The sequence below is a fragment of the Pseudomonas sp. D2002 genome (assembly GCF_013385735.1).
Lineage (GTDB): Bacteria > Pseudomonadota > Gammaproteobacteria > Pseudomonadales > Pseudomonadaceae > Aquipseudomonas.
On the sequence record NZ_JACAPL010000003.1, the window covers coordinates 864,542 to 890,692 of the forward strand.

A 26,151-nucleotide genomic window follows, 5' to 3' on the forward strand; every position below is an offset into this window, starting at 1 on the left:
ATGCAGCCAGGGACGCTCTGCGTCCCAAAAGCGGACGCAGAGCGTCCAGTGAGGCATTCCCACGCAGAGCGGGGGAACGATCACAGCCTCCCCCGAAATCGTGGGGGGGTTTGGGGGGGCTCTGGCCCTTGACTGTCTGTTAAACATGGAGAGATCGGGATGGTTTTCTCGTCCAATGTGTTCCTGTTTCTGTTCTTGCCGATCTTTCTCGGCTTGTACTACTTGAGCGGGCAACGCTATCGCAACCTGCTGCTGCTGATTGCCAGCTATGTGTTCTACGCCTGGTGGCGAGTGGACTTCCTGGCGCTGTTCGCCGCCGTGACGCTGTGGAATTACTGGATCGGCCTCAAGGTCGGTGCCGCCGGCGTGCGCACCAAGCCGGCCCAGCGCTGGCTGTTGCTCGGCGTGGCAATCGACCTGTGCATCCTCGGCTACTTCAAGTACGCCAACTTCGGCGTCGACAGCATCAACGTGATGATGAAGTCGGCGGGCCTGGAGCCGTTCATTCTGACCCACGTGCTGTTGCCGATCGGGATCTCGTTCTACATCTTCGAGTCCATCAGCTACATCATCGACGTGTACCGCGGCGACACCCCGGCCACGCGCAACCTCATCGACTTTGCGGCGTTCGTGGCGATCTTCCCGCATTTGATTGCCGGCCCTGTATTGCGCTTTCGCGACCTGGCCGACCAGTTCAACAACCGCACGCACACCCTCGACAAGTTCTCCGAGGGCTGCACGCGGTTCATGCAGGGTTTCATCAAGAAAGTCTTTATCGCCGATACCCTGGCGGTGGTGGCCGACCATTGCTTCGCCCTGCAAAACCCCACTACCGGTGATGCCTGGCTCGGCGCGCTGGCCTACACAGCGCAGCTGTACTTCGACTTCTCCGGCTACAGCGACATGGCCATCGGTTTAGGCTTGATGATGGGTTTTCGCTTCATGGAAAACTTCAAACAGCCGTACATCAGCCAGTCGATCACCGAGTTCTGGCGCCGCTGGCACATCAGCCTGTCGACCTGGCTGCGTGACTACCTGTACATCACCCTGGGCGGCAACCGTAAAGGCACGCTGACCACCTACCGCAACCTGTTCCTGACCATGCTGCTCGGTGGCCTGTGGCATGGCGCGAACATCACCTACATCGTGTGGGGCGCCTGGCACGGCATGTGGCTGGCGATTGAAAAAGCCATCGGCCTCAACACCGCGCCGCGCAGCTTCAACGTGGTGCGCTGGGCCTTCACCTTCCTGCTGGTGGTGATGGGCTGGGTGATCTTCCGCTCGGAAAACCTGCACGTGGCCGGTCGTATGTACGGCGCGATGTTCAGCTTTGGCGAGTGGTCACTGTCGGAACTCAACCGCGCCAGCCTCACCGGCCTGCAAGTGGCAACCCTGGTGGTGGCATACGCAACGCTGGCGTTCTTCGGCCTGCGCGACTTCTACACCAATCGCCCTGCCGAGAAAGCCAAGCCGGCCGACCCGAGCCTGATCAAAGCGGTGCCTGGCGACAACCCGGACAGCATCCACCAGCCAGGCTTCACCGTCGGCCAGGACGCCGCCGTACAACCGGCCTACTGGACCGCTGACTGGCCACGCTACGCCATGCGCGCTGCGGTGCTGCTGCTGTTCGTGGCGTCGATTCTCAAACTGTCGGCGCAGAGTTTCTCGCCGTTCCTTTACTTCCAATTCTGAGGGAGCCGACCATGACCCGTTCATTCCGCGTCCTCTATATCGCGCTGTTCCTGCTGGTGCTGCTGGCCCTGGGCGCCTGGTCGCTGCGCAGTTTCTTCGGCTTCAGCACCAATGCCGACGCCACCGTGCTCAACGGCCGCTGGACCAAAGCCGTCGAGACGCACTACGACGACCAGTTCCCGATCAAGCGCATCGGCACCAACCTGTGGGCAGCGCTGGACTACAAGCTGTTCAACGAAGGTCGCCCTGGCGTGGTGCTGGGTCGCGATCACTGGTTGTACAGCGACGAGGAGTTCAACCCCATCGTCAACGAAGACCAGAACCTTGAGGGCAACTACGCGCTGGTCGAAGGCGTGCGCCAGAAGCTCAAGGCCCAAGGCATTCAATTGGTGATGGCCATCGTGCCGGCCAAGGTGCGCCTGTACCCGGAACACCTGGGTGACGTGAAACCGGCGAGCATCCACGCCAACCTGTACGAAGACTTCCACGCCCGTGTCGCGGCGGACAAGATCATCGCCCCGGACCTGCTCGGCCCGTTGCAACAGGCCAAGCTGGGCGGCACGCAAGTGTTCCTGCGCACCGACACGCACTGGACGCCGGACGGCGCCGAAATCGCCGCCAAGCAATTGGCCAAGACCATTGCTGAAAAAACGCCTTTGAGCGGCGAGCCGCAGCGCTTTGTCACCGAAGCGGAAAAGACCGAACCGCACAAAGGCGACCTGCGTCTGTTCCTGCCGCTGGACCCGTTGTTTGAAAACCTGATGCCGCCTAAAGAGCCGCTGCAAAAACGCGTCACGCACCTGGCTGAAAACAAAGGCGACGACGCCCTGTTTGCGGACAGTGAAACCCCGGTGGCACTGGTCGGTACCAGCTACAGCGCTAACCCCAACTGGAACTTCGTCGGCGCGCTCAAGCAAGCCTTGCACAGCGACGTCATCAACTACTCCGAAGACGGCCACGGCCCGATTCTGCCGATGCTCAGCTACCTGAAAAGCGACGACTTCAAGAACAGCCCGCCACAGGTGCTGATCTGGGAGTTCCCGGAACGTTATCTGCCCGTCAACAACGAAATCGGTGACGCCGACCCGCAGTGGGTTGCGCAGCTTAAACAAGCCGGTTCGCGCCAACAAAACATGGCAATCAACACCCCAGTTAAAAATCAAAAATCCGAGACGCCCGACCGGGCGCAAAACTGAAAGAGAGGTAACTCACATGACTTTCACTACAACTCCTCGTCGTCTCGCCAAGACTCTGGCCCTGGCTGCCGGTATGAGCATCGTGTCGATGTCCGCCTTCGCCGGTGGTGACGCCGCGCTTTACGGCCCAACCGCGCCAAAAGGTTCGAGCTTCGTACGTGTGTACAACGCTTCCAACCAGGAAGTCAGCGCCACCGTCGGCGCCACCAACCTCAGCGACGTTGCGCCACTGGCCAGCAGCGACTTCAGCTTTATGCCGGGCGGTGACTACAGCGCCAAGGTCGGCAGCCAGACCGTGCCGGTCAAACTCGCCGCCGATCACTACTACACCCTGGTCAACAGCGGCAGCGGCCAGCCACAGCTGATCGAAGAACCGCCGTTCAAGAACAAGCAGAAATCCCTGGTACGCGTGCAGAACCTCAGCGACAAGGCCCTGACCTTGAAGACTGCCGACGGCAAGACCGACGTGGTCAAGTCGGTGGCCGCCAAAGGCCGCGGCGAGCGCGAAATCAACCCAGTGAAAGTGAGCCTGGCGTTGTATGACGGTGACAAGAAAGTCGGCGATGTGAAGCCGGTGGCGTTGGAACGTGGTGAGGCGGCGGTGCTGTATGTGACCGGTTCCGGTTCGAGCATTTCGCCAGTCTGGGTGAAACGCCCAGTGTCGACCCGCTGATTAGCTTTTCAATTTGACGCTCCCCCTGTGGGAGCGGGCTTGCTCGCGAATGCGGTGGTTCAGCAACAGATGTGCTGACTGAAACACCGCTTTCGGGAGCAAGCCCCCTCCCACAGGCTCTGACCCAAATCGATTCAAGGAGAAACCCCCATGATTCCAGTTATCCTTTCCGGTGGTAGCGGCTCACGTCTTTGGCCGCTTTCCCGTAAACAGTTCCCGAAACAATTCCTGGCCCTGACCGGCGAGCACACGCTGTTCCAGCAAACCCTGGAGCGCCTGGTGTTCGAAGGCATGGACTCACCGATTGTGGTCTGCAACAAAGACCACCGCTTTATCGTCAACGAGCAACTGAGTGCGCGTAACCTCGAGTGCCAGCGCATCCTGATGGAGCCGTTCGGGCGCAACACCGCACCGGCCGTGGCCATGACCGCGATGATGCTGGTCAACGAAGGCCGCGACGAGCTGATGCTGGTGCTGCCGGCCGACCACGTGCTCGACGACCAGAAAGCCCTGCAACGTGCCCTGGCACTGGCCACCGTGGCCGCCGAGCGTGGCGAGATGGTGCTGTTCGGCGTACCGGCCACCCGCCCGGAAACCGGTTATGGCTACATCAAGTCCACCAACGATTCGCTGCTGCCCGAAGGCGTGAGCCGTGTGCAGCAGTTCGTGGAAAAACCGGATGAAAAACGCGCCGTCGAGTTTGTCAAAAGCGGCGGTTATTTCTGGAACAGCGGCATGTTCCTGTTCCGCGCCAGCCGTTTCCTCGAAGAGCTGAAAAAGCACGACCCGGACATCTACGACACCTGCGTGCTGACCCTGGAGCGCAGCGAGCAGACCGCCGACACCGTGACCTTCGACGAAGCCACGTTCGCCTGCTGCCCGGACAATTCCATCGACTACGCCGTGATGGAAAAAACCCAGCGCGCCTGCGTGGTGCCGTTGAGTGCCGGTTGGAGCGACGTGGGTTGCTGGGCCTCGCTGTGGGCGGTCAACGACAAAGACGCCAACGGTAACGTCAGCAAAGGCGACGTGGTGATCCAGGACAGCCGCAACTGCATGATCCACGGCAACGGCAAACTGGTGTCGGTGATCGGCCTGGACAACATCGTGGTGGTGGAAACCAAAGACGCGATGATGATTGCCCACAAAGACAAGGTTCAGGGCGTCAAGCAGATGGTCAACACCCTCAACGACCAGGGCCGCAGCGAAACCCAGAACCACTGTGAAGTCTATCGCCCGTGGGGTTCCTACGACTCGGTGGACATGGGCGGGCGTTTCCAGGTCAAGCACATCTCGGTCAAGCCGGGCGCGTGCCTGTCGCTGCAAATGCACCACCACCGCGCCGAACACTGGATCGTGGTCAGCGGCACGGCGGAAGTCACCTGTGACGACAACGTGTTCCTGCTCTGCGAGAACCAGTCCACTTACATCCCTATCGCCTCGGTGCACCGCCTGCGCAACCCGGGCAAGATCCCGTTGGAAATCATCGAAGTGCAATCGGGCAGCTACCTGGGCGAAGACGATATCGAGCGGTTTGAAGATATCTACGGACGCTCCACGCCGGTTGAACGTGGCGTGTCGGTGAAAACTATCGCGCAATAAAACAGTCGTAAAAAGAAGCCCTCACCCAGCCCACTGCGTCCCCTATCCGCAGTGGGTTGGGTGGGGGCTGATCGTTCCCACGCTCCGCGTGGGAATGCCGCCTGGGACGCTCCGCGTCCCGCCCTCCGCGCAACGGTGACGCAGAGCGTCACGGGATGCATGCCCACGCAGAGCGTGGGAACGATCAGGGTCCAACCGCCAGCATTGACCCATCTTCTCTTCCTGCCTATCCTCGCGCCTGTCACGACTCATTCGTGATGAGGTTTGACGGCCTCGCTGTTCTCAAGACGCATAGTCCCTTCTCTTTGCTCGTGCACCCGTGTGCCCGCAGCACAGCGTTATGGCGACTGTGCGTGGGGCACCTTCGGGTGCGCCGGGTTCTTGAGACCGGTCCGTCAACCTGCGCACAGTTGCCACCCAATCGTTTGACGGCGATTCAAGGCAGCTTCTTTTCTCTCAAGGAGCAAGACAATGTCCAAACAAACCACCCGCCCCACCACTTTCGGCCCCAGCGACCGCAGTGAAGAACCTCTATTCTGCGTACAACCCGGCATTCCCATCGAACATGCACTGGAACATGCCAGCTATGTTCTGGGCACCGCGCGCGTGCTCACCCTGGCGGCTCAAGACCTGTGCACTGAACACCAGAGCTACCTGAACTGGGCCAGCCTGCAATTGGCCGAAACCGGTTTGGCCCTGGTTGAGGCTTCTATCGAAGGCTTGCAGGCAGATTCTTCTGCTCAGTAACTCAGTCTTCGCGAGCAAGCCCGCTCCCACCTGTAACCGTATTCCAAGGGTGTACACGGTTACAGGTGGGAGCGCCCCCCTCAGATGCTACGCGGTGAATGGCGTTTCACCATGGGAAATGACTCGACTCACCGGATCCCCGGCGACTCGGTACTTCAAGGGCAAGGCGAATTTCGTCTCCACATAAAAAATATGTGGGTTATCGGTTCTCATCACCGTCAGGCCCGAGGTATTTACCTCGTAGTAATGGGTCATTTTGTCCAATTGGTTGCCATGTCGACGGCGCCCAAAAATGGTCGTGGAGATCGCTTTGGTTGCCGCATCATCAGGTGCCAGATCCGTAAAGTAATGCCTGGCTTGCCCACCCGGTAATGGCTTGCCATCCACGTTAAGCGTCGAGGACTGCAGATGCCAATCGCTGTTGATTGCGGCATGCGACTTCGCCCCGGTGTAATGGTAGAAACGGTTCTCGCCTCTGACGGGCGGATCCATAAGCGCCTTTTCACCTGGGAACACTTCAGGCACCTTGGGTCGTTTAAAGGCTGGCTGGCTACCGGATGTCCCCAGCGCTGCGGACGAACTGGAGCTCTCTTGGCCAGCAGCACGTTTGGGCGCGTGAGGCCTGATCACGCTCATGCCCTGCGCTACGTCGGGCTTGACGCCTCCGAGCAGGAAGTTTCGTCGCCATTCGCCGGTGCCGGTTGGCTCCAGGAACATCACCGTTTTGCGGGTGACCGGATCAACGACCCGAACATGCCCCCCCGCGACTTTGTAGACGTCGCTGATTTCAAATACTCGGTTGACGTCGGTGCCATCGGTGTAACGGACGTACGACTTACTCCCCACTTGAAACGTGCCGTCGCCCCTTTTCGTAACGCCTTCAAGCAGGCTGTCAGGCAGTGCGTGTTCGCTGTAGTCACGGAACTCGCGGCGGGCACCGGCGATGTCGGATGCTGTGCTCGTAACTTTGACAGGGGCGCCAACGCTGGAAGACTGCTTCTGAAACTGTTCCAGCAACTCCCTGTAACTGCTTTTCAACACTGACTTTCCTCCCCTTGCCAACCCCACTGCCAGGTCTCCCAGACCATCGCCGGGGTTCAGGCCGCTGGCAACTGAGCGCAACACCGTATCGGATGCCTTGAACGCTCGTGTTCCGAGCTTTTCGCCCAACTTGCCCAAGGCTTTACCTGCCGTCCGTACCCCTTTGGCGAAGGGAAGGATGAAACCGAAAATATCCAGCGCAACGTCCTTCAGCGCGGCGCCGGTATTGCCCTGAAGTACATGCTCGATGGCACTCTGGAACGGAATCAGTCGCCTTATAAAATCCAGCGAAGCCTGGATGCCGGCTTCTTCCTCTTCCACCTTTGTCACCCCCCTGGCGCCAGCCTTCATGGCATCGTAGTCATGCAACACGTGGCCCGCTGCCACGCCGGCGATTTTGTCGAACCGGGCATTCAAGGCTTGCGTGGGGTCGGCGTGCTGCCCCTGCCGGGGTTCGGGCAAGTAAGGTGCGCCAATCGGCTCATTCAGAAGGCCATCCGAATACTTCTCCGGCTGCGGCGCAGTGCCGTTCTCAAACGCATCGAAATCCACCCAGAGTGCCTTGCCTTGCGCTCGTGTCGTTGCGTAGGTTTCGGCGTTGGCGACTCGGTCAGGAGGATTCGGCAGATACCTGGGCAAGTCGTCGCGGCGCTTCAGGAATCCTTGCAAGGGGTGCCACTCAAACCAGACATGACGCAGATTCTTATCGTCCCGATCATCGCCGTTCTTGTCGATTTTGGTCAGCACCCGCATCAAGAGTCCATAACGTGCTTTGGCCGCTTGCGCCTCAGCTGGAGACTCCGTGCCCTCGGCCTCTGCGACACCGGCTTTGCGCAGCGAAAAAAAATCGACCTTGCCCGACGCAATGATTTGTTTGTCTTGCGAAGAAAGCTGCGACAGCTGGTGCCTGGATAGGGTGGTCACACCCTCCTTCAAGTTGTTGAAGTAGCTGTCAAACTGGCTATTGAACGCCTGGTTGATATCAGGAAGCGGCCTGAGCCCGACAAGACGGTTGCCCAACTGAAAATGGTAGCGATCCTTTCTGGGAATACGGTCCATTTTGCCGGCCGCGTAGATGTCCTCGATGGAATGCGGTTCGCTCTCGCTGGCGTCGATATTGGTAATGCGGGTATTGCGCTGATCAAATGGATCCGTGGAACCATAGGCTTGTGCCAGTTCCTCACGCGCCATGTCCATCCGCTTCGGCAGGGTGGCACTCAGCTGTTCGTGGGCTTTTTTCAATGCGTTGAGTTGCGCATTGAACACATCTTTAACCCCGGCCACGTCCTCCGGCGTATAGGCGCCATCGGCCTTTGGAACAATTTTCTCCTGGGCAACACCCCACTGAATCAACGCATTGGCCTGGGCCTTAGCCTCGATAACAGCCTCGGCTTGCGTGGTAGGGCTGTGCTCGGCCAGGCGCATGAACGTTTTAAAGTCGGTATGCGTGGCGATGCCCGGCGCCCAAAATTCCTGCGCCTGTACAACCGCCGACAGCCGGGCAAAAGCCGCCGATTTAACCACCAGGTTGCTGGGCATATCTTCAACAATGAAGGCAGGGTCAGCCCCTGCAAGCAATAAGCGCGCGGCGGCCGACGCCAGCTCGGCAGGCACCTTGCCCTGGTCCACCAGATGCTTCTCCAGGCGAGAGACCACCACCGAAGGATGGACATCCCGATTGGCCGCTTGATAAAGGTCATACCCGGCCACGACCCCACGCTTGCTGCCGGCCTGCGGATCCAGCTCCAGCACCATTGCCGCCAACGCCCAATTTGCATCTTTGCTGGACAATGACGCATCACTGTTGAAGGCCGCCTCGAGCACTTGACCCAGGTTTCTGATCTCAGCACTGCCCAGCAGGCTTTCAAGCATCTGCTGGGCGCTCATCCCTTGAAGCGAAGCCCCATACCTCTCATAAAAAGCAGCGAAGATGCCTTTGCCAGGTGACAGCGTGGCCATTTCGGCTGCCGCCATCTCGCTTAGCCTGGTGCGCTGCTCACTGTCCAATGTTGCGGGCTGGGATAACAGCCCCCAGTAATTGCCGTGCTCAACAGGCTCAGGCAGTGGCTCCTTGCACACGGCAATAAGGTTGGCCAGTTGCCCGAGATCCTGGGGCACCAGCAACTGATTTTCCCGCAGGAACCACGCCAGGGGTACATCCTCGCCAGGCGCGATTTTATAGGCGCGCCCGAAGGTGGAAGCGCTATGAGCGGAAAACTTCTTCGCTTCGAGCAACTCGGCGATATCCAGACTCGAATCTTTAATAATGGCCGCTTGGACCTCTTCCAACGCCACAGTCAGGGCATAGTTGTTATGAGTGTTCCCTGCCAATTCTTGGCGCTGACTGAGCGTCAGCGCCGAAGGCGCAGATGTATCGCGGGCCGGAGGGTTTTCCAATGAGGCGCTACGCAGCCGAGGCAACGTGGGCGTTGGGGGAGCCGAAAGCGTTTGCGACGTACCATTTCCCACCGCCGCAGGAGGTGGTTCGAGCAGCAATGAAGCCAGCGGCTTTACAGCCAAAAGCGGTTGCAGAGTGCCTGAATTGAGGGGGCGGGTAATCATCGACTCTGTCTCATAAAAGTGGGCAAGAAATAAGGACCTGTCGAGTGCTCGTTTTCGACGTGCTCCAGTACTTCCTGAGTGTCGATTTGTATAAAAAAAGCTCAGGGAACTTTGTTTGATGATGTGTTCCCTACACTACCCATACCCTGTCGGGGCCCGCAGATAGTCAAACCCGCCTACGCTTAAGTTAGGATGCTCGTTCTCTATTCGAGGTGGTCTCCATGTTCATCGGCGTTCTACTGATCATCACCTGGCTGATCCTGCTGCTGCGCTACCCTGCCAAGGCCTTGCCGGTGTCCCTTGCCGCCGCCGTCGGCCTGGGCTTTGTGGCGATTTGGGTGGTATGGCTGGACAACCGCGAAGCCTCGCAACTGTCGCGCCTGGAACTGCGCATCAGCTACGCGCCGCAAGAATGCCCGGCTGATCGCCCGCTTAAACTGATCCTGAACAACGGTAACGACGTGCCTCTCACCGAATTGCGCTGGCGCGTCGCCGCCTATGCGCCGGGCGACACGGTGAACCTGGCCGACAACGTCTATGCTGCCCCACGCTATCGTGGCCCCGGCGAGTTGCAGGCCGGCGCCACCTGGGATGATTGCCTGCCCACACCGCCTTTGCGCCCTGGCTACCGCCCGCAAACCCTGGAATTTCGCGCCGAGCACCTGCAAGGCAGTTTCTCGGACTGACAAAGGATTGATCCATGCCCAACGTACTCATCACCGGCTGCTCCAGCGGCATCGGCCGCGCGCTGGCTGACGCGTTCAAATCCGCCGGCTTCGAGGTGTGGGCCAGCGCCCGCCGCGAAGAAGACGTCGCCGCCCTCGCCGCCGCCGGTTTCAATGCAGTGCAACTGGACGTCAACCACAGCGCCACCTTGCAGCACTTGGCCGAGCAGTGGGGCGAGCTGGATGTGCTGATCAACAACGCCGGCTACGGCGCCATGGGCCCGCTGCTCGACGGCGGCACCGAGGCGATGCAGCGCCAGTTCGAAACCAATGTGTTTTCCATCGTCGGCGTCACCCAGGCGCTGTTCCCCGCATTGCGTCGCGCTAACGGCCTAGTGGTGAATATCGGCAGTGTGTCGGGTGTGCTGGTAACGCCGTTTGCCGGCGCTTACTGCGCCTCAAAAGCCGCAGTGCATGCCTTGAGCGATGCGTTACGCATGGAGTTGGCGCCGTTCGGTGTGCGAGTGATGGAAGTGCAGCCGGGCGCTATCGACACGCGTTTTGCGGAAAATGCCGGAGCCCAGGCTGAGCTGTTGATCAACGAGAAGTCGCCGTGGTGGCCGTTGCGCGAAGGCATTCGTGCACGCTCCCAGGCCTCACAAACCAACCCGACCTCGGCCGAGCAATTTGCGGCTCAAGTGCTCAAGGCCGTGCAACAGTCAAAACCGCCACGGCTGTTGCGTGCGGGCAACGGTTGCCGGGCGCTGCCGTTGATGGCGGCGTTGTTGCCCAAGGCATTGCTGGAGAAGGTGTTGAAGAAGCGCTTTGGGCTGGCGGGCTCGCTCTAGCCTTTCATGAAGTCAATAAACGCCCGCACCTTCAGCGGCAAATGTCGCGTGTCCGGGTACATCGCATAAATCCCCTGCGGGGCGAAACGATGGTCCGGCAACAAACGCACCAACCGCCCCGCGTCCAGATCATCCTGCACCAGCCATTGCGGCAACACCGCCACGCCGTGACCGCGCAGGGCAAATACCTGAAGCACCGCCGCACTGTCGGCCACCAGCGCAGTCGGGCCGGGGCGGTATTGATGCTCGCCACCTGCCGGGTCGGTCAGGCTCAATTCCGTCAAACGACCGTGGCCCAGCTTGGGCACCTGTTCTAACTCATCCAGCGTTTGAACCCCGGCGAATTCAGGTGCTGCTACGGCAAACACCTCGAACGTCGACAACTGCACGGCGCGGTGGTTGGAATCCAATAGGCGGCCCAATCGAATCGCCACGTCAAAGCGTTCCGAGATCAAATCGGCGTGGGTCGAGGATGTGGATAAGTGAATGTTGAGGTCCGGGTGCAAGCGCCGAAACGCCTCAACTGCGGGGGCAACCACCGCCAGCGCGTATTCCACCGTGGTGGTGATGCGCAACGTGCCTTTGAGCTGGGCATGTTCGGACCGCGCCTCTTCCACCGCCAGCCGGGCTTCTTCGAGCATGCGTGTGCAGCGCAGGTAGAAGCGCTCGCCGGCGTCGGTCAGTGCCAGTTGACGGGTGTTGCGGGTCAGCAGGGTCACGCCGAGTTCCGCCTCAAGGCGCTTGAGGTTGAAGCTGACCACTGCGCGAGTCTGGCCCAGCAGGTCGGCTGCAGCGGTGAGCGAGCCGGCCTCGACCACGGCCTTGAAGGTGTCGAATCGGTCCAGGCTGACCATCGGCCGCGCCCTCCTTTGTCAAAATATTTTTGACAAACTAACAGGCAAATCGGCGTATCCCAAACGTTGCGTGCGGCCTACCCTGCCCGCCTCTCTCGCAGGATCGCGTTCATGACCTACCGCTCGAAAGTTGCCTGGATCTTCCTACTCGGCTTCGCCCTGGACTTGGTGAACATGTTTGTCGCTACGGTCGCCTACCCGGATATCGCCCGCGAGCTGCACGCTTCGGTCACGCAATTGGCCTGGATCAGCAATGCCTACATGCTCGGGCTCACCGTGATCATTCCCCTGAGCGTGTGGCTGGCGGCGATCATGGGCGAGCGAACACTGATCGCAGCAAGCCTGCTGTTATTTGCGGGGGCTTCGCTGATGGTGGGCCGGGCGGGCTCTATCGAAACCCTGATTGGCTGGCGCGCGCTGCAAGGGCTGGGCGGTGGTTTGCTGATTCCCGTGGGGCAAGCGATGGCGTACCGGCACTTTCCACCGGCAGAACGCAGCCAACTCACCGCTCGTGTGATGTCGGTGGCGCTGCTGGTGCCAGCGCTGTCGCCGGCATTGGGCGGGGTGATTGTGGACAGCGTGTCGTGGCGCTGGATCTTCTACGCCAACCTGCCGCTGGCGTTATTAACGCTGCTGCTGGCGCTGCTGTGGATAAAACCTGATACGTCTGCAACGGCGCGCCCGGCGTTGGATCTGGGCAGTATTTTCAAACAGGTCCGCAGCCCGATGCTGCGCGTGGCGATGCTGGTCTACCTGTTCATCCCCGGCGTATTTATCGGCACCAGCCTGATCGCCATTCTCTACCTGCGCAGCCTCGGCTATGACGCTACAAAGACGGGCGCACTGATGCTGCCGTGGGCACTGGCGTCGGCGCTGGCGATTTACCTCAGCAAAAAGCTGTTTAACCGCTGCGGGCCAAAACCCTTGCTGCTGGCGGGCATGGCCCTGCAATGCATCGGCATCCTGCTGTTGAACCAGCCAGCCTTGGTGATTCTTGCCTACGCCTTGATGGGCCTGGGCGGCAGCCTGTGCAGCAGCACCGCACAGACCCTGGCGTTTCTGGACATTCCCGCCGAGCGCATGGGCGACGCCAGCGCGTTGTGGAATATCAATCGACAAGTGAGTTTTTGCCTCGGCGCGGCGGCACTCAGTGCACTGTTGTCGGCCTTGGATTCATTCGCCATAACCTTCACGATAGCGGCAGCCCTGACACTGCTGCCCCTTTTTGCCGTGCTGCGCCTGGATGCGTCCAGAGTCCGCACACTGCTTCACCCTGCCCGCGAGCCCCAGCCATGATTGATTACAGCGATTTTTTTGAAGAAGTGATCCAGACCCACGTCGAGATTGAACAGTGGTTTGCCGGCGTTGCGCCTGAAGGCACCCTGGAAACCTTGCTTGCACGCTTCTCACCCGAGTTCAGCATGGTCGCGCCCGCCACCGGCACGCGGGTGAATACGGCCGGGGTGAAGGCACTGTTCACGCGCCTTGGCGGTATGCGTCCAGGCTTGAAAATCACCTTGAGTGAGATGACCGGGATCGACCGCCATGCACGCGGCGCCACGGTGACGTATCGCGAGCATCAGGTTGACGACAGCGGCACGCAGACCGATCGCCGCGCCACGGTGGTGTTTGAAAAACAGGCCAGCGGCGCGTTGCTGTGGCGCCATTTGCACGAAACCTTCATCAAGGCTTAACACGGTCAAATGTGGGAGCGGGCTTGCTCGCGAATGCGGTGTGTCAGTTAACAGAAGTATTGACTGATCCACCGCATTCGCGAGCAAGCCCGCTCCCACATGAGCCAGCTCACACAGTTTAATTTTGTGTTGGGTTGACGATAACGGTGCAGGTGATCCCCGCCGCCAACAGCACGCCTTCCGGCACTTCATCAATATGAATGCGTACCGGCACGCGCTGGGCCAAACGCACCCAGTTGAAGGTCGGGTTCACATCCGCAATCAGCTCGCGACTCTCCGGGTTGTCACGGTCGTAGATACCGCGCGAGATGCTTTCCACATGGCCCTTGAGCGTCTCGCCGCTCATCAGTTGCATGTCAGCCTTGTCGCCGACTTTGACGTGGGGCAGCTTGGTTTCTTCGAAGAAGCCGTAGACCCAGAACGAATTCATATCCACTACGGCCATCTTCGCCTCGCCGATGCGCGCGTAGTCGCCACGGTGCACATTGAGGTTGGTGACATAGCCGTCCACGGCCGCCACGACTTGGGTGCGTTTCAAATTCAACTCAGCCGCTTCAAGCTGCGCCAGCGCATGTTGGTAATCGGCCAGCGCCGAGTCGGCGATGTTGCTGGCGTCGTCGCGGTTTTCCTTGGAGATCACCAGGGCGTCGAGGTCGGCGCGGCGGTGGGCGTTGACCTTGCGCATTTCCCACGTGGCCTTGCGTGAGGCCACCAGCGATTGCGCCTGCTTGACCGCGATGCGGTAGTGTTCGGGGTCGATCTGCATCAGCAAGTCGCCCTTCTTCACCAACTGGTTGTCACGCACCGGCACATCCACCACCTCGCCGGTGACGTCGGCTGCCACGTTGATGATGTCGGCACGCACACGGCCATCGCGGGTCCACGGCGTCTCCATGTAGTGCACCCACACTGTGCGGCCAATCCAGATTGCCAAAGCCAGTACCAGCAAGGTTGCGAGCAGGCTGAAAAACTTTTTCATCGGGGCATTCTCAACGGTAGACGGTCAGCGCCAGGGCGCCGAACAAGCAAACGAACAGGCTCAGGCGCAACAACGCCGGGTGCCAGAAAAAACGGTACAGGTCGAACCCGGCCAGAAAGCGGTCCAGGGCCCAGGCCAGCCCTGCCGCGATCAAGAACATCAAGGTCATGGTCGGCATGTACACGCCGTGGAAGGCGATTTCACGAGGCATGCGGGGCTCCTTTGAGGGCCGCGAGTGGCGATTGCGGGTCGAGTAGCGAGGTGCGGATAAAGTGCAGGTAGCTTTTCACCCGGCGCAGGGCCGAGGTGTCGAAGTGCGGGGCGAAGGGTTCGTCGGTGGCCTGTACGCGGCTGATCGCGTGGTCGACGGCAATCAGGCCGCGCTCCAGGTTGCTCGCGCTGGGCTGCAGAAACAGCCGCACCAGCGACCGGCCCATCACGCGGATCGCCTGTCGCCACGGCTGGGATTCGGCATACGCCGGGTGCACCGGCAAAATCGCCTGCTCCTTGCGCAACTCGATGATCGCGTGGCCGACTTCCAGCACCACGAACATCCAGCGCAGCAGGTCGCGCTGCACCTGCGGCTGGCCGACGGCGAGGCCGTAGGCCTGGTGCAACAGGTCGCGGGTGCGGCTTTCAAAACTCGAGGCCAGGCCCTTGAGTTTGCCGCTGATGGCGTACACCACCTGCTCACGCAGGTCCTGCTCCAACCGGCGCCACAGCCAGCGGCTGTTGGGCGGCAGGATAATCGCGCCCGCCGCCGCACACACCAACATGCCGATGACCATGGCGATGTAGTCGTTAATAAAGGTGTAAGGGTTGTAAACGGTCAGGTTATCCGGCACCGAGCCGGTGCTGAAAAAGATCAGCAGGCCGACGCCGACGCCGGCGTATTGCGGGCGTGAAGCGAGGAAAGAGCCGAAGATGATCACCGGCGCCAGCATCACGCACAGCAACGGGAAGCCGTCGATCCACGGGAACACGAAGAACATTTCAACGAAGCCCACCAGCGCACCGATCAAGGTGCCGCAGGCCATCTGAAACGCCATGCGTTTGGGGTTGGGCGTGGCGGCCGACAAGCCCACGGTGGCGGCGGCGATCAGGGTCATGGTCGCGCCGCTCGGCCAGGCGGTGGCCACCCAGTAACTGCCGAGCACGACCAAAATAAATGACGCGCGAATACCGGACGCGGCGCAGGCCAGCCAGTTGGTTTTGGGGATAAAGGTTTCGTCCCACTGCTCGCGCGCATGGCTGTGGTCGGCGAGGGACGCGTGGGTCAACGCGTAGTTGTGCAGGTCGTCGACAAAGCGGTAAAGCAGCTCGTAGGCGGTATGGAAATCCAGTTGCTCGGCTTCGCTCGGGTCGCCCTCCTGGAAGCGCGCACGCAGGCTGCGCACTTTGGCGGGCAAGCCGTCTTTATAGACGCTGAGTTGGTTGACCAACCGCGCCGCGTCGGGGCTGGTGAGGGCGCGAGCGGAAAAACCATCAAGTACTTCAGCGAGGTCTTGCAGGCCCGGCTTGATGGCCGCGACCACGTGATCGGCCGCATCCGTGCGCAGCCGCTCAAGCAACTGGTGCAAGGCGTTAAAGCGCGTGGTGATGCTCATGAATTCGCTGTTGAGGCGACTGAGCCGGCCATTGCGCCGCCGCATATGCGGGTCTTCAAACACGGTGATGCTACGCAGCCCTTCCAGCCCCACCGCTTCGGCGATAAAGCGCACGTTGCTGGCCTCGAACCCTTCACGCTGGCTGCGCCCACGCAGACCGTCGGTGACAAACAGCGCGAACACGCCGAAGCGCTGATACAAGGCGTTGCGCATCGCGGCGCTGCTGGTTTGCGGCAGGATCGCGGCGCTGACCAACGTGGAGCAGAGAATCCCCAGGGAGATTTCCAGCACCCGCCACACCGCCGCCATAAAGGCGCCGTCCGGGTGCGCCAGGGCGGGCAAACCGACCATCGCCGCGGTGTAGCCGGCCAACACGAACCCATAGGCGCGAAAGTTGCGATTACGCGTCGCACCGGCTGTGCAAATGCCCACCCAGATCGCCAGCGCGCCAAGGAACAATTCGGTGTTCTGCGCAAACAAGGCGATCAGAAAGACCATCACCGCCGACCCCGCCAAGGTGCCCAGGAAGCGGTAAAAACTCTTGGCGAACACCTGGCCGCTCTGCGGTTGCATCACGATAAATACGGTGATCATCGCCGTTCGCGGTTGCGGCAATTCCAGGCGCATCGCCAGCCACAGCGTGAGGAACGCGGCGATCAACACTTTGAAGATATACACCCAGGTCACGCCATCGCTGCGTGCCCAGTCGAAAAAACCACGGCGCCACTCCAGGGAGTGCAACCAGCGCAGCGGTGCAGGCAAGGGCGTCATCAAATCCTACTCAGTGATCAAACACGGCCAGCGCCGCCGGGGTTTTGCTCGGAAGGGTTTTGGCAGGCTGCGGCACATCGTTGCCGGCACCGAGCCCACCGCCCAGGGCGGTGACCAGTTCGGCATGCGCGCTCAGGCGCGCGGCCTGCACCTGTTGCTCGATTTGCTGCTGGCGGAACAGCAGGGTTTGGGCGTTCAGCACGTTGAGGTAATCGGTGAGGCCGCGCTGGTAGGCGATCATCGCAATGTCGTAGGTTTTTTGCGCCGAGGCCACCGACTGCGCGGCGAACGCCGACTGCTTGTCCATGGACTCGCGACGGATCAACTGGTCGCTGATGCCCTTGAGCGCATTGACCAGGGTTTGGTTGTATTTGGCCACGGCGATGTCATAACCGGCGCTGGCTTCGCCCAACTGCCCGCGCAAACGGCCGCCGTCGAAGATCGGCAAGGTGATCGCCGGGCCGACGTTGTAGTTGAGTTTCTCACCACTCAAAAAGCCCAGCATGGCGCCGCCGGTGGCCATGTAGCCGAGGCTGCCGACCAGGTCGACGTTGGGGTAGAAACCGGCGTGGGCCACATCAATGCCACGCGCTTGCGCGGCGACTTGCCAGCGGCTGGCGACCACGTCCGGGCGTTGGCCAAGCAACTGCGCCGGCAGGCTGGAAGGTAATTTCAGCGGCGCGGCGAGGCTCAGGCTCGGGCGTTGCAGTTGCGCGCCCTCACCTGGGCCTTTGCCGGCCAATGCCGCCAGTTGGTTACGGCTCAAGGCGATTTCTTCGTCCAAGGCGTCCAGTTGACGATGGGTCTCCGGCAACGGCGTTTCGGCCTGGCTGACGTCGAAATGCGTGCCGATCCCGGCATTCAGGCGTTTATTGGCCAGGTCGAGAATCTGCTGTTGCTGGGCCAGCGTGGCGGCGACGATATCGCGGTTGGCGTAATGCAACGACAGCTGGATATAGGCGCGCACCACGTTGTTTTGCAATTCGAGCTGGGCCTGGCGCGCTTCGGCGGCGCTCATGTGCGCCAGGTCGACGGCACGCTCGGTGGTGTTGCTTTCGCGGCCCCACAGGTCGAGGGCGTAACTCAAGCCCAGGGACGAATTGTTGTCCCAGGTGTTGGCGCCGCTCAGCTCGCCCGGCCCGTAGAACTGATCCTTCGGCCAGTTGTGGCGCTTGAGCGTGGTGTCACTGTTGATCTGCAACGCCTCGGCCGACTCGGCAACCCCGGCCATGGCCCGCGCTTCACGCACCCGCGCGGCGGCCATGGCCAGGCTCGGGCTGTTTTGCGTGGCCAGTGCGACCCAGCGGTTCAGTTGCGGGTCGCCGTAGGCTTGCCACCATTGCGCAGTGGGCCAGTGGGCGTCCTGGGTGGCGTGTTGAATCGCTTCGTCGGTGGCCAGGGTATTGGCGTTGAGGGCCTGGCCTTGGGGGGCGATTCCTCCGGTTCCGATGCAGCCGCTGATTGCTAACGATAAGGCCAAAACACTGAGAGCCTTCAGCTCTCTGCTGATGCGACGCGGCACGGCAAGCGTATTCCTGAGGTGGTGTGGCGGGAAGGTGGCGCAATTCTAGGGGGCGGCTTGGGGAACGATAAGCTGGCATTCCTGTGAATCTTTGTTACCGTTCAAGCGATAATCCGTTGGTAGGGATCACTGGACGGCGTAACTTTCTGTCACAATTTGTTATCTCCCCTGAGAACACTCCATGGACACTTTGCAAAACATGCGCGCTTTCAGTTGCGTGGCCGAAGCTGGCAGCTTCACCGCCGCCGCCGTGCAACTGGACACCACCACGGCCAACGTCTCGCGCGCGGTCTCCAACCTGGAAGCCCATCTGCAAACCCGCTTGCTCAACCGCACCACCCGCCGCATTGCACTGACCGAGGCCGGTAAACGCTATTTGCTGCGCTGCGAACAAATTCTCGCCTACGTCGAAGAAGCCGAGGCCGAAGCCAGCGACGCGCATGCGCGCCCCGCCGGGCAGTTGAAAGTGCACACCATGACCGGCATCGGCCAGCATTTCGTCATCGATGCGATTGCCCGTTACCGCCGCACCCACCCCGACGTGACCTTCGACCTGACCCTGGCCAACCGCGTGCCGGACCTGCTCGACGAGGGCTACGACGTGTCCATCGTGCTGGCCAGCGAACTGCCGGACTCAGGCTTCGTGTCCCAGCGCCTGGGCATTACTTACAGCATCGCCTGCGCCTCGCCGGATTACGTCAAGGCCAAAGGCTGCGCGCAACGGCCCCAGGACTTGCTCAACCACGCCTGCCTGCGCCTGGTGAGCCCGGTGATCCAGCTGGATAAATGGACCTTCAACGGCCCCGAAGGCCAGGAAAGCGTAGCGATCAATACGTCGCCGTTCCTGGTCAACTCGGCGGATGCGATGAAAACCGCGATCACCAGTGGCATGGGCGTCGGCCTGTTGCCGGTGTATGCGGCTATCGAAGGCCTGCGCAACGGCACGCTGGTACGGGTGATGCCGACCTATCGCTCGCAAGAGCTGAACCTGTATGCCATCTACCCGTCGCGCCAATACCTGGATGCGAAGATCAAGACGTGGGTGGAATACCTGCGCGGGTCGCTGCCGGAAATACTGGCAGCGCACCAGGCGGAACTGGTGGCCTATGAATTGAGCGGCAGCCTGAGCGGCGCGCGGTTGGCGAACTGATTGCTATCAGGCTACAGGGATCAAAGGTGGGAGCTGGCTTGCCTGCGATAGCGGTGTGTCAGCCAATACTGTGCTTACTGTTCCACCGCCATCGCAGGCAAGCCAGCTCCCACATTGATATTGCTATGCCCTGACAACCACCGTCAGGAATGTTAGCTTGCTTGGCATTCTCCCGTAGTCGATGAGCCCGCCTGCAATGAAAAAGACCGTCCTCGCCTTCAGCCGCGTCACCCCGGAAATGATCGAACGCCTGCAACAGGACTTCGAGGTGATTGCGCCCAACCCCAAGCTGGGTGACATCAACGCGCAATTCAATGAGGCCCTGCCCCACGCCCACGGCTTGATCGGCGTGGGCCGCAAGCTCGGCCGTGCGCAGCTTGAAGGCGCGAGCAAGCTGGAAGTGGTCTCCAGCGTGTCGGTGGGCTACGACAACTACGACGTGGCGTACTTCAACGAGCGCGGGATCATGCTCACCAACACCCCCGACGTGCTCACCGAAAGCACCGCCGACCTGGCCTTTGCCTTGCTGATGAGCAGCGCCCGCCGCGTGGCCGAGTTGGACGCGTGGACCAAGGCCGGGCAATGGAAGGCCAGCGTTGGTGCGCCGTTGTTCGGTTGCGATGTGCACGGCAAAACCCTCGGTATCGTCGGCATGGGCAACATCGGCGCGGCCATCGCCCGTCGCGGGCGCCTGGGTTTCAATATGCCGATCCTGTACAGCGGCAACAGCTGCAAGACGCAACTTGAGCAAGAGCTGGGCGCGCAGTTCCGCAGCCTGGAGCAGTTGCTGGCCGAGTCGGATTTCGTCTGCCTGGTGGTGCCGTTGAGCGACAAGACTCGCCACCTGATCAGCACCCGCGAGCTGGGGTTGATGAAGCCCAGTGCGATCCTGATCAACATCTCCCGTGGCCCGGTGGTGGACGAGCCGGCGCTGATCGAAGCCCTGCAAACCCAGAAGATTCGTGGCGCCGGGCTGGATGTGTATGAGCAGGAGCCGCTGGCCGAATCGCCGCTGTTCCAGCTGAGCAATGCGGTGACTTTGCCGCACATCGGCTCGGCTACCGGTGAAACCCGTGAAGCCATGGCCAATCGCGCCCTGGAAAACCTGCGCAGCGCCTTGCTGGGCCAGCGTCCACAAGACTTGGTGAACCCGCAAGTCTGGAAGGCCTGATACTGATCGTTCCCACGCTCCGCGTGGGAATGCATCCTGTGACGCTCCGCGTCACCACTGCGCAGGACCTGACTCTTGCACCACGAGACGCGGAGCGTCCGGGGCGGCGTTCCCACGCAGAGCGTGGGAACGATCATCGGGTTAAAGCCTCGGCCGCCGAGGTCGATAACCCTCTATAGATCGTCATCCCTGATCCACAGAAGGTTTTTATGTCCACCACCAAAGCCCGCGCAGACTCACTCTCGCTTCTGCTCTTTACCCTGCGCAGCGGCAAGCTGATGGCCATCAACCTGTTGAAAGTCAGTGAAATCATCCCCTGCCCGCCGCTGACCAAGCTGCCGGAGTCGCACCCACACGTCAAAGGCATCGCCACGCTGCGCGGTACGTCGCTGTCGGTGATCGACCTGAGCCGTGCGCTGGGCGAAATGCCCCTGCAAGACCCGAACGGCGGCTGCCTGATCGTCACCGACGTCAGCCGCTCCAAGCAGGGCCTGCATGTGCAGGCGGTGAGCAAGATCGTGCACTGCCTGACCACCGATATCCGCCCGCCGCCCTATGGCTCCGGCGGCAATCGCTCGTTTATCACCGGGGTTACCCAGGTGGAAGGCGGGCTGGTGCAGGTGTTGGACATCGAGAAGGTTATCCACGGTATCGCCCCGGCACCGATTGAAGCGGCGCCCACCGACCTGACCATGGAAGAGGCCGAAGTCCTCGGCAATGCGCGGATTCTGGTGGTGGATGACAGCCAGGTGGCCCTGCAGCAATCGGTGCATACGCTGCGCAATCTGGGCCTGACGTGCCACACCGCACGCAGCGCCAAGGAAGCCATCGACGTGCTGCTGGAGCTGCAAGGCACGGTCGAGCAGATCAACGTGGTGGTCTCCGACATCGAAATGTCCGAAATGGACGGTTACGCACTCACCCGCACCCTGCGCGAAACCCCGGACTTCCAGGAGCTTTATGTGCTGCTGCACACCTCCCTGGACAGCGCGATGAACAGCGAAAAGGCGCGCCTGGCCGGTGCCGACGCGGTGCTCACCAAGTTCTCCTCGCCCGAACTGACCAAGTGCCTGGTGGTGGCTGCGAAATCTGTGGCGCAAAAGGGTCTGTAGCCGGTGGCGGAGTATTTCCAGCTGCTGCGCCGCGACCTCACCGCCAACCTGCCCGCGCCGCAGTGGCCGGCCGATATTCGATTGGATCATTACCGCGACGAACTGGCTCCGGCGATTCATGCGGTGTTGCGCATGACCCAGGACCAAGGCGGCGGCCGCGTCGCCAGCCTGGCGCAATGGCAACACCGGTTCATCACGGATGCCGAGTTCGACCCCACGCTGTGCCTGGTCGCCAGCAACAGCGACGGCATACTCGGAGTGGCCCAATGCTGGACCAGTGCATTCATCAAGAACCTCAGCGTGCACCCTGGCGCCCAAGGCCAGGGGCTGGGCCGCGCCCTGTTGCTGCACACCTTTGAGGTGTTCAAGCAGCGCGGTGAACCCTACGTCGACCTCAAGGTGCGCGAAAGCAACCTGCGCGCCCGGCAACTGTATGAAAGCGCGGGCATGGTGTTTGTGCTGCGCGACGTGGTGCCCGAGGACTGACAGGCACTGGCGCATAACTTGCTTTGCAAGGACTTGAACAGTGCAGAGAGGCAAAAACCCGTCACTGTTCAAGAGTGCCCTCTGACCTTGCCTGGTGACAGATCCTCCATGAACACTCACTTTTCCTGCGTGGGTTGCGGCAAATGCTGCACCGACCATCATGTGCCCCTGACCCTCGAAGAGGCCCGCAGTTGGGCGGCTGACGGCGGTAACGTCATCGTTCTGGTGGAAGGGTTTCTCGGCAATGGCCTGGGCTTGCCCGTGCAACAACGCGAACACGCCGAACGCCGTTCAGTGGTGGTGCCGAGCGGCAGTACCGAGGCGTTTGTGGCAATCACCTTTGCCGCTTACAACGCCGGGCGCTGCCGGAATCTTGACGACGACAACCGTTGCGGCATTTATGAGCGTCGCCCGCTGGTGTGTCGTATCTATCCGATGGAAATCAACCCGCATATCCCGCTGAACCCAGCGGCCAAAGACTGCCCGCCGGAATCCTGGGAACAAGGCCCGGCGTTGATCGTCGGTGGCGAGTTGATGGACCGGGAACTGGCAGAGTTGATCCGCCGCTCGCGCCAGGCCGACCGCGATGACGTGCAGACCAAGGAGGCGGTGTGCGCCTTGCTGGGCATTCGCACCACCGCGCTCAAGGGCGATGGGTTTACCGCGTACTTGCCGGACATGAACGCCTTTGCCCAGGCAATCGAATGGGCGACTGATCAGCCAGCCGCAGCCAATGAGTGGGTGTTTCACGTGTCTGGCATGGACATCGCCGAACAGCTGTTGGATGCCGGCGCCCAGATCGCAACCCAGGTGCCGGCCAACTACGCGTTTATTTCGTTGCGGGCCTCTTAGGCCCGCAGGCTTACAAGATGGCCAGGCACTCGATTTCGATCCGAGCATCGGCTAACAGCTTGCCGGCGGCGAAGGTCGTGCGCGTCGGAAGGCGGTCCGATGGGAAGTAGCTGGCATAAACTTGGTTCATCGCGGAAAACTCATTGATGTCGGCAAGAATCACCAAGCATTTGGCCACCCGGTCCATGCCCACACCGTGTTTGCGCAGCGTGTCGCGCAGGGTCTCAAGTGCCTGTGCGGTCTCTTTGCGAATGCCGCCGCGCACCACCTTGCCGTTTTCATCCAGCCCGAGCAGCCCCGACACATAGAGGGTTTGCCCGACTTGCACGGTTTCCGAGAAGGGCAAACCACCGTCTGCCGGGGTGAATATCATCGCTGCCGGCTCAGGCTTGCCGGAAACCGGTGCCAGATAAGGCTGGGTAATGGCCGCGTACTTGCCATTGTCCTTCAGCCGCTGCAACGCTTTGTTCAGCGCGGCAGTCAGTTCAGGGTCGGTCTTGCGTGTAGCAATGGCGGGGCCGCTGCCCAACAATTCATCCTTGATAGCCGGCCCGGCAAACGCATACGCCCTGCCCTGAGGCGTGTTGAGCAATGCCTCGCGGATTTCAATGGTGTCTTGCAAGGTCGCGTCCAACTCACCGGCGAGCAAACTTGTGATCAATTCGGCATTGAGGTTGAAGCTGCGTACCTGCACCCCTTGCGGCGCCCATCGCGCCATTGCATAGGCGGCGCGGCTGGTGCCGGTCAAAACGCCCACGCGTTTGCCTTTTAGCGCGTTGGGTTCTGGCAGCAGGTTGGAACCCACGGGGGCGACCAGGCGGCTTTCAAGGGCGTACAGTGGGTCGGTGAAGTCTACGATTTCACGCCGTGGCGGCGTCGCGGTCATCGGCATGATCGCGTCGAAACGCTTGGCCTGGAGCGCCGCAATATTGGTTGCATAAGGCTGATCAACCCAAACGCAGCGCGCGTTGAGTTCAGCACACAGCGCGTTACCCAACTCAATGTCCAACCCCGCGAGCTCGCCTTGTGCATTGCGGTACTCAAAGGGCGGAACATCCGCCTCGACCCCAAACCGTATTTCGCTCCAGGGATTGGCGGGAGGGGGGGAAACAGCACACCCGCTCCCGGCGAACACCATCAAAGCGAGTGCCAGCATTCTTATTGCCGTAGTCATAAACCTGTCCTGTGCAAAAGTGATGTGAAGCATTCGGGCTCAATCACTTATGGCCCAAACACCCCCAGCGTTCTAACAAGCACTGACTGGTCTATAACTGCGACACGCCTGTTTATTGAGTAGGAAAACTCCCAAAAGTGATAGTAGACCGTTTTTCGACTTAGCGCCGGTGGCCCCAGAATTCTTGCGCCAACAGGCGCAAATCCTCCGCCAGCGCGGCCACATTGGCCGAGCTGAGCTGGCTTTGCTGCCCCGCGCTGACGGTGGCTTCGCCGGCATTGCGAATGCCGACGACATTGCGATTAATGTCCTCGCTCACCGCGCTTTGTTCCTCCACCGCCGCGGCAATCTGCTGACTCATCGATGTAATCTGGCTGACGCGCCGGCTGATGCCATCCAGCGCGAGCGCGGCCTGCTGTGCCTGTGCGACGCTCGCATCGACATGCTCGCTGCTGTGCGCCATGGCTTGCACCGCATCGCGGGCGCCGCCTTGCAGGGTGCTGATCATGCGCTGGATCTCATTGGTCGATTGCTGCGTGCGCTGGGCCAGGCCGCGCACCTCATCGGCAACCACCGCAAAGCCACGGCCCTGCTCGCCGGCACGAGCGGCCTCGATGGCGGCATTGAGGGCCAGCAGGTTGGTTTGCTCGGCAATCGTGCGGATCACTTCCAGCACGCCACTGATTGCGCCGCTGTGGCTTTCCAACTGCTGAATGACTGCGGTGGCGCGCGCCAACTCCTGGGCCAGGCGCAACACCGCATCGCGGCTTTCATCGACGCGCTGATGGCCTTCACGGGTTTCGCTGCCGGCCTGGTCCGCCGCCGTGGACGCCTCCAGTGCATGGCTGGCCACTTGCGCCACGCTGGCGGCCATCTGGTGGATCGCCGTCGCCACCTGATCAGTCTGGGTCTGCTGGCCGAGGCTGCTGGCGTGGCTGTTGTCCAAGTGCTCGACCAGCTGCGCGGCATGCCCCGCCAAACGTTGGGACGCATCGCCGATGCGCCCCACCACGGCGCCCACTTGGGCTTCGAGCATTTGCAGGGCGAACTCGATCTGCCCGCACTCATCGCTGCGACCGGTGTAGATCACCTGGCTCAAAGGGTTGTCGGCAATCAGGCGCGCGCGCTGGTTGAGTTGCCCCAGCGGTCGCATGATCGCTTTGACCCCGAGCGCCGCCAGTGCACACCCGAGCGTTAACGCCAACAGTTGCCAGATCGGCGAATGAGCCGCCAGACCCAGCCCCAAGGCCCACGCCAACCCACAGGTGGCGGTGGCCCACAGTGACAATTTCATGCACATGCCGGGCATCGGCGGCCTTTGACGTTTACCCGCGCGCAACTGCGCGTAAGCACGTTCCGCCGCCTGCACCTTGCGCGCATCGGGTTTGGTGCGCACCGACTGATACTCCACCGCCGCCCCGTCCCGCGTGACCGGCGTGGCGTAGGCGCTGACCCAATAGTGGTCACCGTTCTTGCAGCGATTTTTTACCATGCCCATCCACGAGCGGCCGCTTTTCAGGGTTTGCCACATCTGTGCAAACGCTGCGGGCGGCATATCGGGGTGGCGCAGCAGGTTGTGCGGTGAGCCAAGCAGTTCATCGCGGCTATAGCCGCACACGTCGATGAAGTCCTTGTTGGCATAGGTAATCGCGCTGGTCAGGTCGGTGGTCGAGAGGATGTTGGCATCGGGAGCAAAGTCCACATTTCGACCGGTGACCGGCAGATTGATCTTCATGGAGAAGCGCGCTCGTAA

General features: G+C 61.2%; 22 protein-coding genes and 1 pseudogene. 14 read left to right on the plus strand and 9 right to left on the minus strand.

Going from position 1 to position 26,151, the window contains the following annotated elements; genetic code table 11:
• Nucleotides 1-159: 159 nt before the first annotated feature.
• The 5 genes from HX783_RS07245 to HX783_RS07265 all read left to right on the plus strand — a co-directional run bounded on the left by HX783_RS07245 (nt 160) and on the right by HX783_RS07265 (nt 5,910).
• Complete coding sequence (locus tag HX783_RS07245; RefSeq protein WP_177016451.1) at nt 160-1,692, plus strand: MBOAT family protein; 1,533 nt, start codon at nt 160-162, stop codon at nt 1,690-1,692.
• Nucleotides 1,693-1,703: 11 nt separating this feature from the next.
• Nucleotides 1,704-2,888: an alginate O-acetyltransferase gene (locus tag HX783_RS07250; protein ID WP_177016452.1), complete on the plus strand. Its 1,185-nt coding sequence runs from the start codon at nt 1,704-1,706 to the stop codon at nt 2,886-2,888.
• A 16-nt stretch (nt 2,889-2,904) separates the two neighbouring features.
• Entirely contained in the window at nt 2,905-3,561 is a 657-nt protein-coding gene (locus HX783_RS07255; RefSeq protein ID WP_083360051.1) for an alginate O-acetyltransferase AlgF, read from the plus strand.
• Between the two features lie 150 nt (nt 3,562-3,711).
• On the plus strand, nt 3,712-5,163 hold the full coding sequence (locus HX783_RS07260) for a mannose-1-phosphate guanylyltransferase/mannose-6-phosphate isomerase (protein WP_177016453.1): 1,452 nt from the start codon (nt 3,712-3,714) through the stop codon (nt 5,161-5,163).
• 471 nt (nt 5,164-5,634) lie between these two features.
• Nucleotides 5,635-5,910 (plus strand): DUF3077 domain-containing protein, encoded by a 276-nt coding sequence (locus HX783_RS07265; protein WP_177016454.1) that lies wholly within the window; start codon nt 5,635-5,637, stop codon nt 5,908-5,910.
• An 87-nt stretch (nt 5,911-5,997) separates the two neighbouring features.
• Here the strand turns inward: HX783_RS07265 and HX783_RS07270 are convergent, their stop codons facing one another.
• Entirely contained in the window at nt 5,998-9,513 is a 3,516-nt protein-coding gene (locus tag HX783_RS07270; protein ID WP_256347115.1) for a hypothetical protein, read from the minus strand.
• Between the two features lie 221 nt (nt 9,514-9,734).
• Between HX783_RS07270 and HX783_RS07275 the strand changes: the two genes are divergently transcribed.
• Both HX783_RS07275 and HX783_RS07280 read left to right on the plus strand, forming a co-directional pair.
• Entirely contained in the window at nt 9,735-10,199 is a 465-nt protein-coding gene (locus HX783_RS07275) for a multidrug transporter (RefSeq protein WP_159954330.1), read from the plus strand.
• Nucleotides 10,200-10,213: 14 nt separating this feature from the next.
• Entirely contained in the window at nt 10,214-11,026 is an 813-nt protein-coding gene (locus HX783_RS07280; protein WP_177016455.1) for an SDR family oxidoreductase, read from the plus strand.
• On the opposite strand, the gene HX783_RS07285 is transcribed toward HX783_RS07280, so the two are convergent.
• Complete coding sequence (locus HX783_RS07285; RefSeq protein WP_177016456.1) at nt 11,023-11,880, minus strand: LysR family transcriptional regulator; 858 nt, start codon at nt 11,878-11,880, stop codon at nt 11,023-11,025. The two genes, HX783_RS07280 and HX783_RS07285, sit on opposite strands and share 4 nt — an antisense overlap.
• 111 nt (nt 11,881-11,991) lie before the next feature.
• Between HX783_RS07285 and HX783_RS07290 the strand changes: the two genes are divergently transcribed.
• Together HX783_RS07290 and HX783_RS07295 are read left to right on the plus strand one after the other, a co-directional pair.
• Nucleotides 11,992-13,176, plus strand: a complete 1,185-nt coding sequence (locus HX783_RS07290; RefSeq protein ID WP_177016457.1) for an MFS transporter — start codon at nt 11,992-11,994, stop codon at nt 13,174-13,176.
• Nucleotides 13,173-13,574, plus strand: a complete 402-nt coding sequence (locus HX783_RS07295; protein WP_110623088.1) for a DUF4440 domain-containing protein — start codon at nt 13,173-13,175, stop codon at nt 13,572-13,574. The genes HX783_RS07290 and HX783_RS07295 overlap by 4 nt, the downstream gene beginning before the upstream one ends.
• A 118-nt stretch (nt 13,575-13,692) precedes the next feature.
• Here the strand turns inward: HX783_RS07295 and HX783_RS07300 are convergent, their stop codons facing one another.
• From HX783_RS07300 to HX783_RS07315, 4 genes are read right to left on the minus strand one after another with little or no spacing between them, the layout of a single operon-like run.
• Nucleotides 13,693-14,553 carry an HlyD family secretion protein gene (locus HX783_RS07300; protein WP_177016458.1) on the minus strand — a complete coding sequence of 287 codons (861 nt, stop codon included), beginning with the start codon at nt 14,551-14,553 and terminating at the stop codon, nt 13,693-13,695.
• Nucleotides 14,554-14,563: 10 nt separating this feature from the next.
• The gene (locus HX783_RS07305; protein WP_010565658.1) at nt 14,564-14,764 is read right to left on the minus strand and encodes a DUF1656 domain-containing protein; all 201 of its coding nucleotides are present in this window, start codon (nt 14,762-14,764) and stop codon (nt 14,564-14,566) included.
• Entirely contained in the window at nt 14,754-16,931 is a 2,178-nt protein-coding gene (locus HX783_RS07310) for an FUSC family protein (RefSeq protein ID WP_177016459.1), read from the minus strand. The genes HX783_RS07305 and HX783_RS07310 overlap by 11 nt, the downstream gene beginning before the upstream one ends.
• 10 nt (nt 16,932-16,941) lie before the next feature.
• A complete protein-coding gene (locus tag HX783_RS07315; protein ID WP_177016460.1) occupies nt 16,942-18,453 on the minus strand; it encodes an efflux transporter outer membrane subunit in 1,512 nt (503 codons plus the stop codon).
• 181 nt (nt 18,454-18,634) lie between these two features.
• On the opposite strand from HX783_RS07315, the gene HX783_RS07320 reads away from it, so the two are divergent.
• The 5 genes from HX783_RS07320 to HX783_RS07340 all read left to right on the plus strand — a co-directional run bounded on the left by HX783_RS07320 (nt 18,635) and on the right by HX783_RS07340 (nt 23,224).
• A complete protein-coding gene (locus HX783_RS07320; protein ID WP_053254489.1) occupies nt 18,635-19,603 on the plus strand; it encodes a LysR family transcriptional regulator in 969 nt (322 codons plus the stop codon).
• Nucleotides 19,604-19,799: 196 nt separating this feature from the next.
• Complete coding sequence (locus HX783_RS07325) at nt 19,800-20,774, plus strand: D-glycerate dehydrogenase (RefSeq protein WP_177016461.1); 975 nt, start codon at nt 19,800-19,802, stop codon at nt 20,772-20,774.
• Between the two features lie 209 nt (nt 20,775-20,983).
• Nucleotides 20,984-21,886, plus strand: coding sequence for a chemotaxis protein CheV (locus HX783_RS07330; protein ID WP_159954321.1), 903 nt, complete (start codon nt 20,984-20,986; stop codon nt 21,884-21,886).
• 3 nt (nt 21,887-21,889) lie between these two features.
• Entirely contained in the window at nt 21,890-22,372 is a 483-nt protein-coding gene (locus HX783_RS07335) for a GNAT family N-acetyltransferase (RefSeq protein ID WP_177016462.1), read from the plus strand.
• 108 nt (nt 22,373-22,480) lie between these two features.
• Nucleotides 22,481-23,224 (plus strand): YkgJ family cysteine cluster protein, encoded by a 744-nt coding sequence (locus tag HX783_RS07340; RefSeq protein WP_177016463.1) that lies wholly within the window; start codon nt 22,481-22,483, stop codon nt 23,222-23,224.
• A 10-nt stretch (nt 23,225-23,234) separates the two neighbouring features.
• Here HX783_RS07340 and HX783_RS07345 read toward each other — a convergent pair whose 3' ends face one another.
• The 3 genes and pseudogenes from HX783_RS07345 to HX783_RS30200 form a co-directional block, all read right to left on the minus strand.
• Nucleotides 23,235-24,398, minus strand: a complete 1,164-nt coding sequence (locus HX783_RS07345) for a transporter substrate-binding domain-containing protein (RefSeq protein ID WP_177016464.1) — start codon at nt 24,396-24,398, stop codon at nt 23,235-23,237.
• Between the two features lie 160 nt (nt 24,399-24,558).
• Nucleotides 24,559-25,638, minus strand: coding sequence for a methyl-accepting chemotaxis protein (locus HX783_RS07350; protein WP_371317662.1), 1,080 nt, complete (start codon nt 25,636-25,638; stop codon nt 24,559-24,561).
• Nucleotides 25,639-25,851: 213 nt separating this feature from the next.
• Nucleotides 25,852-26,133 (minus strand): annotated as a pseudogene (locus HX783_RS30200) (PAS domain-containing protein); the annotation flags it as partial.
• Nucleotides 26,134-26,151: the final 18 nt, after the last annotated feature.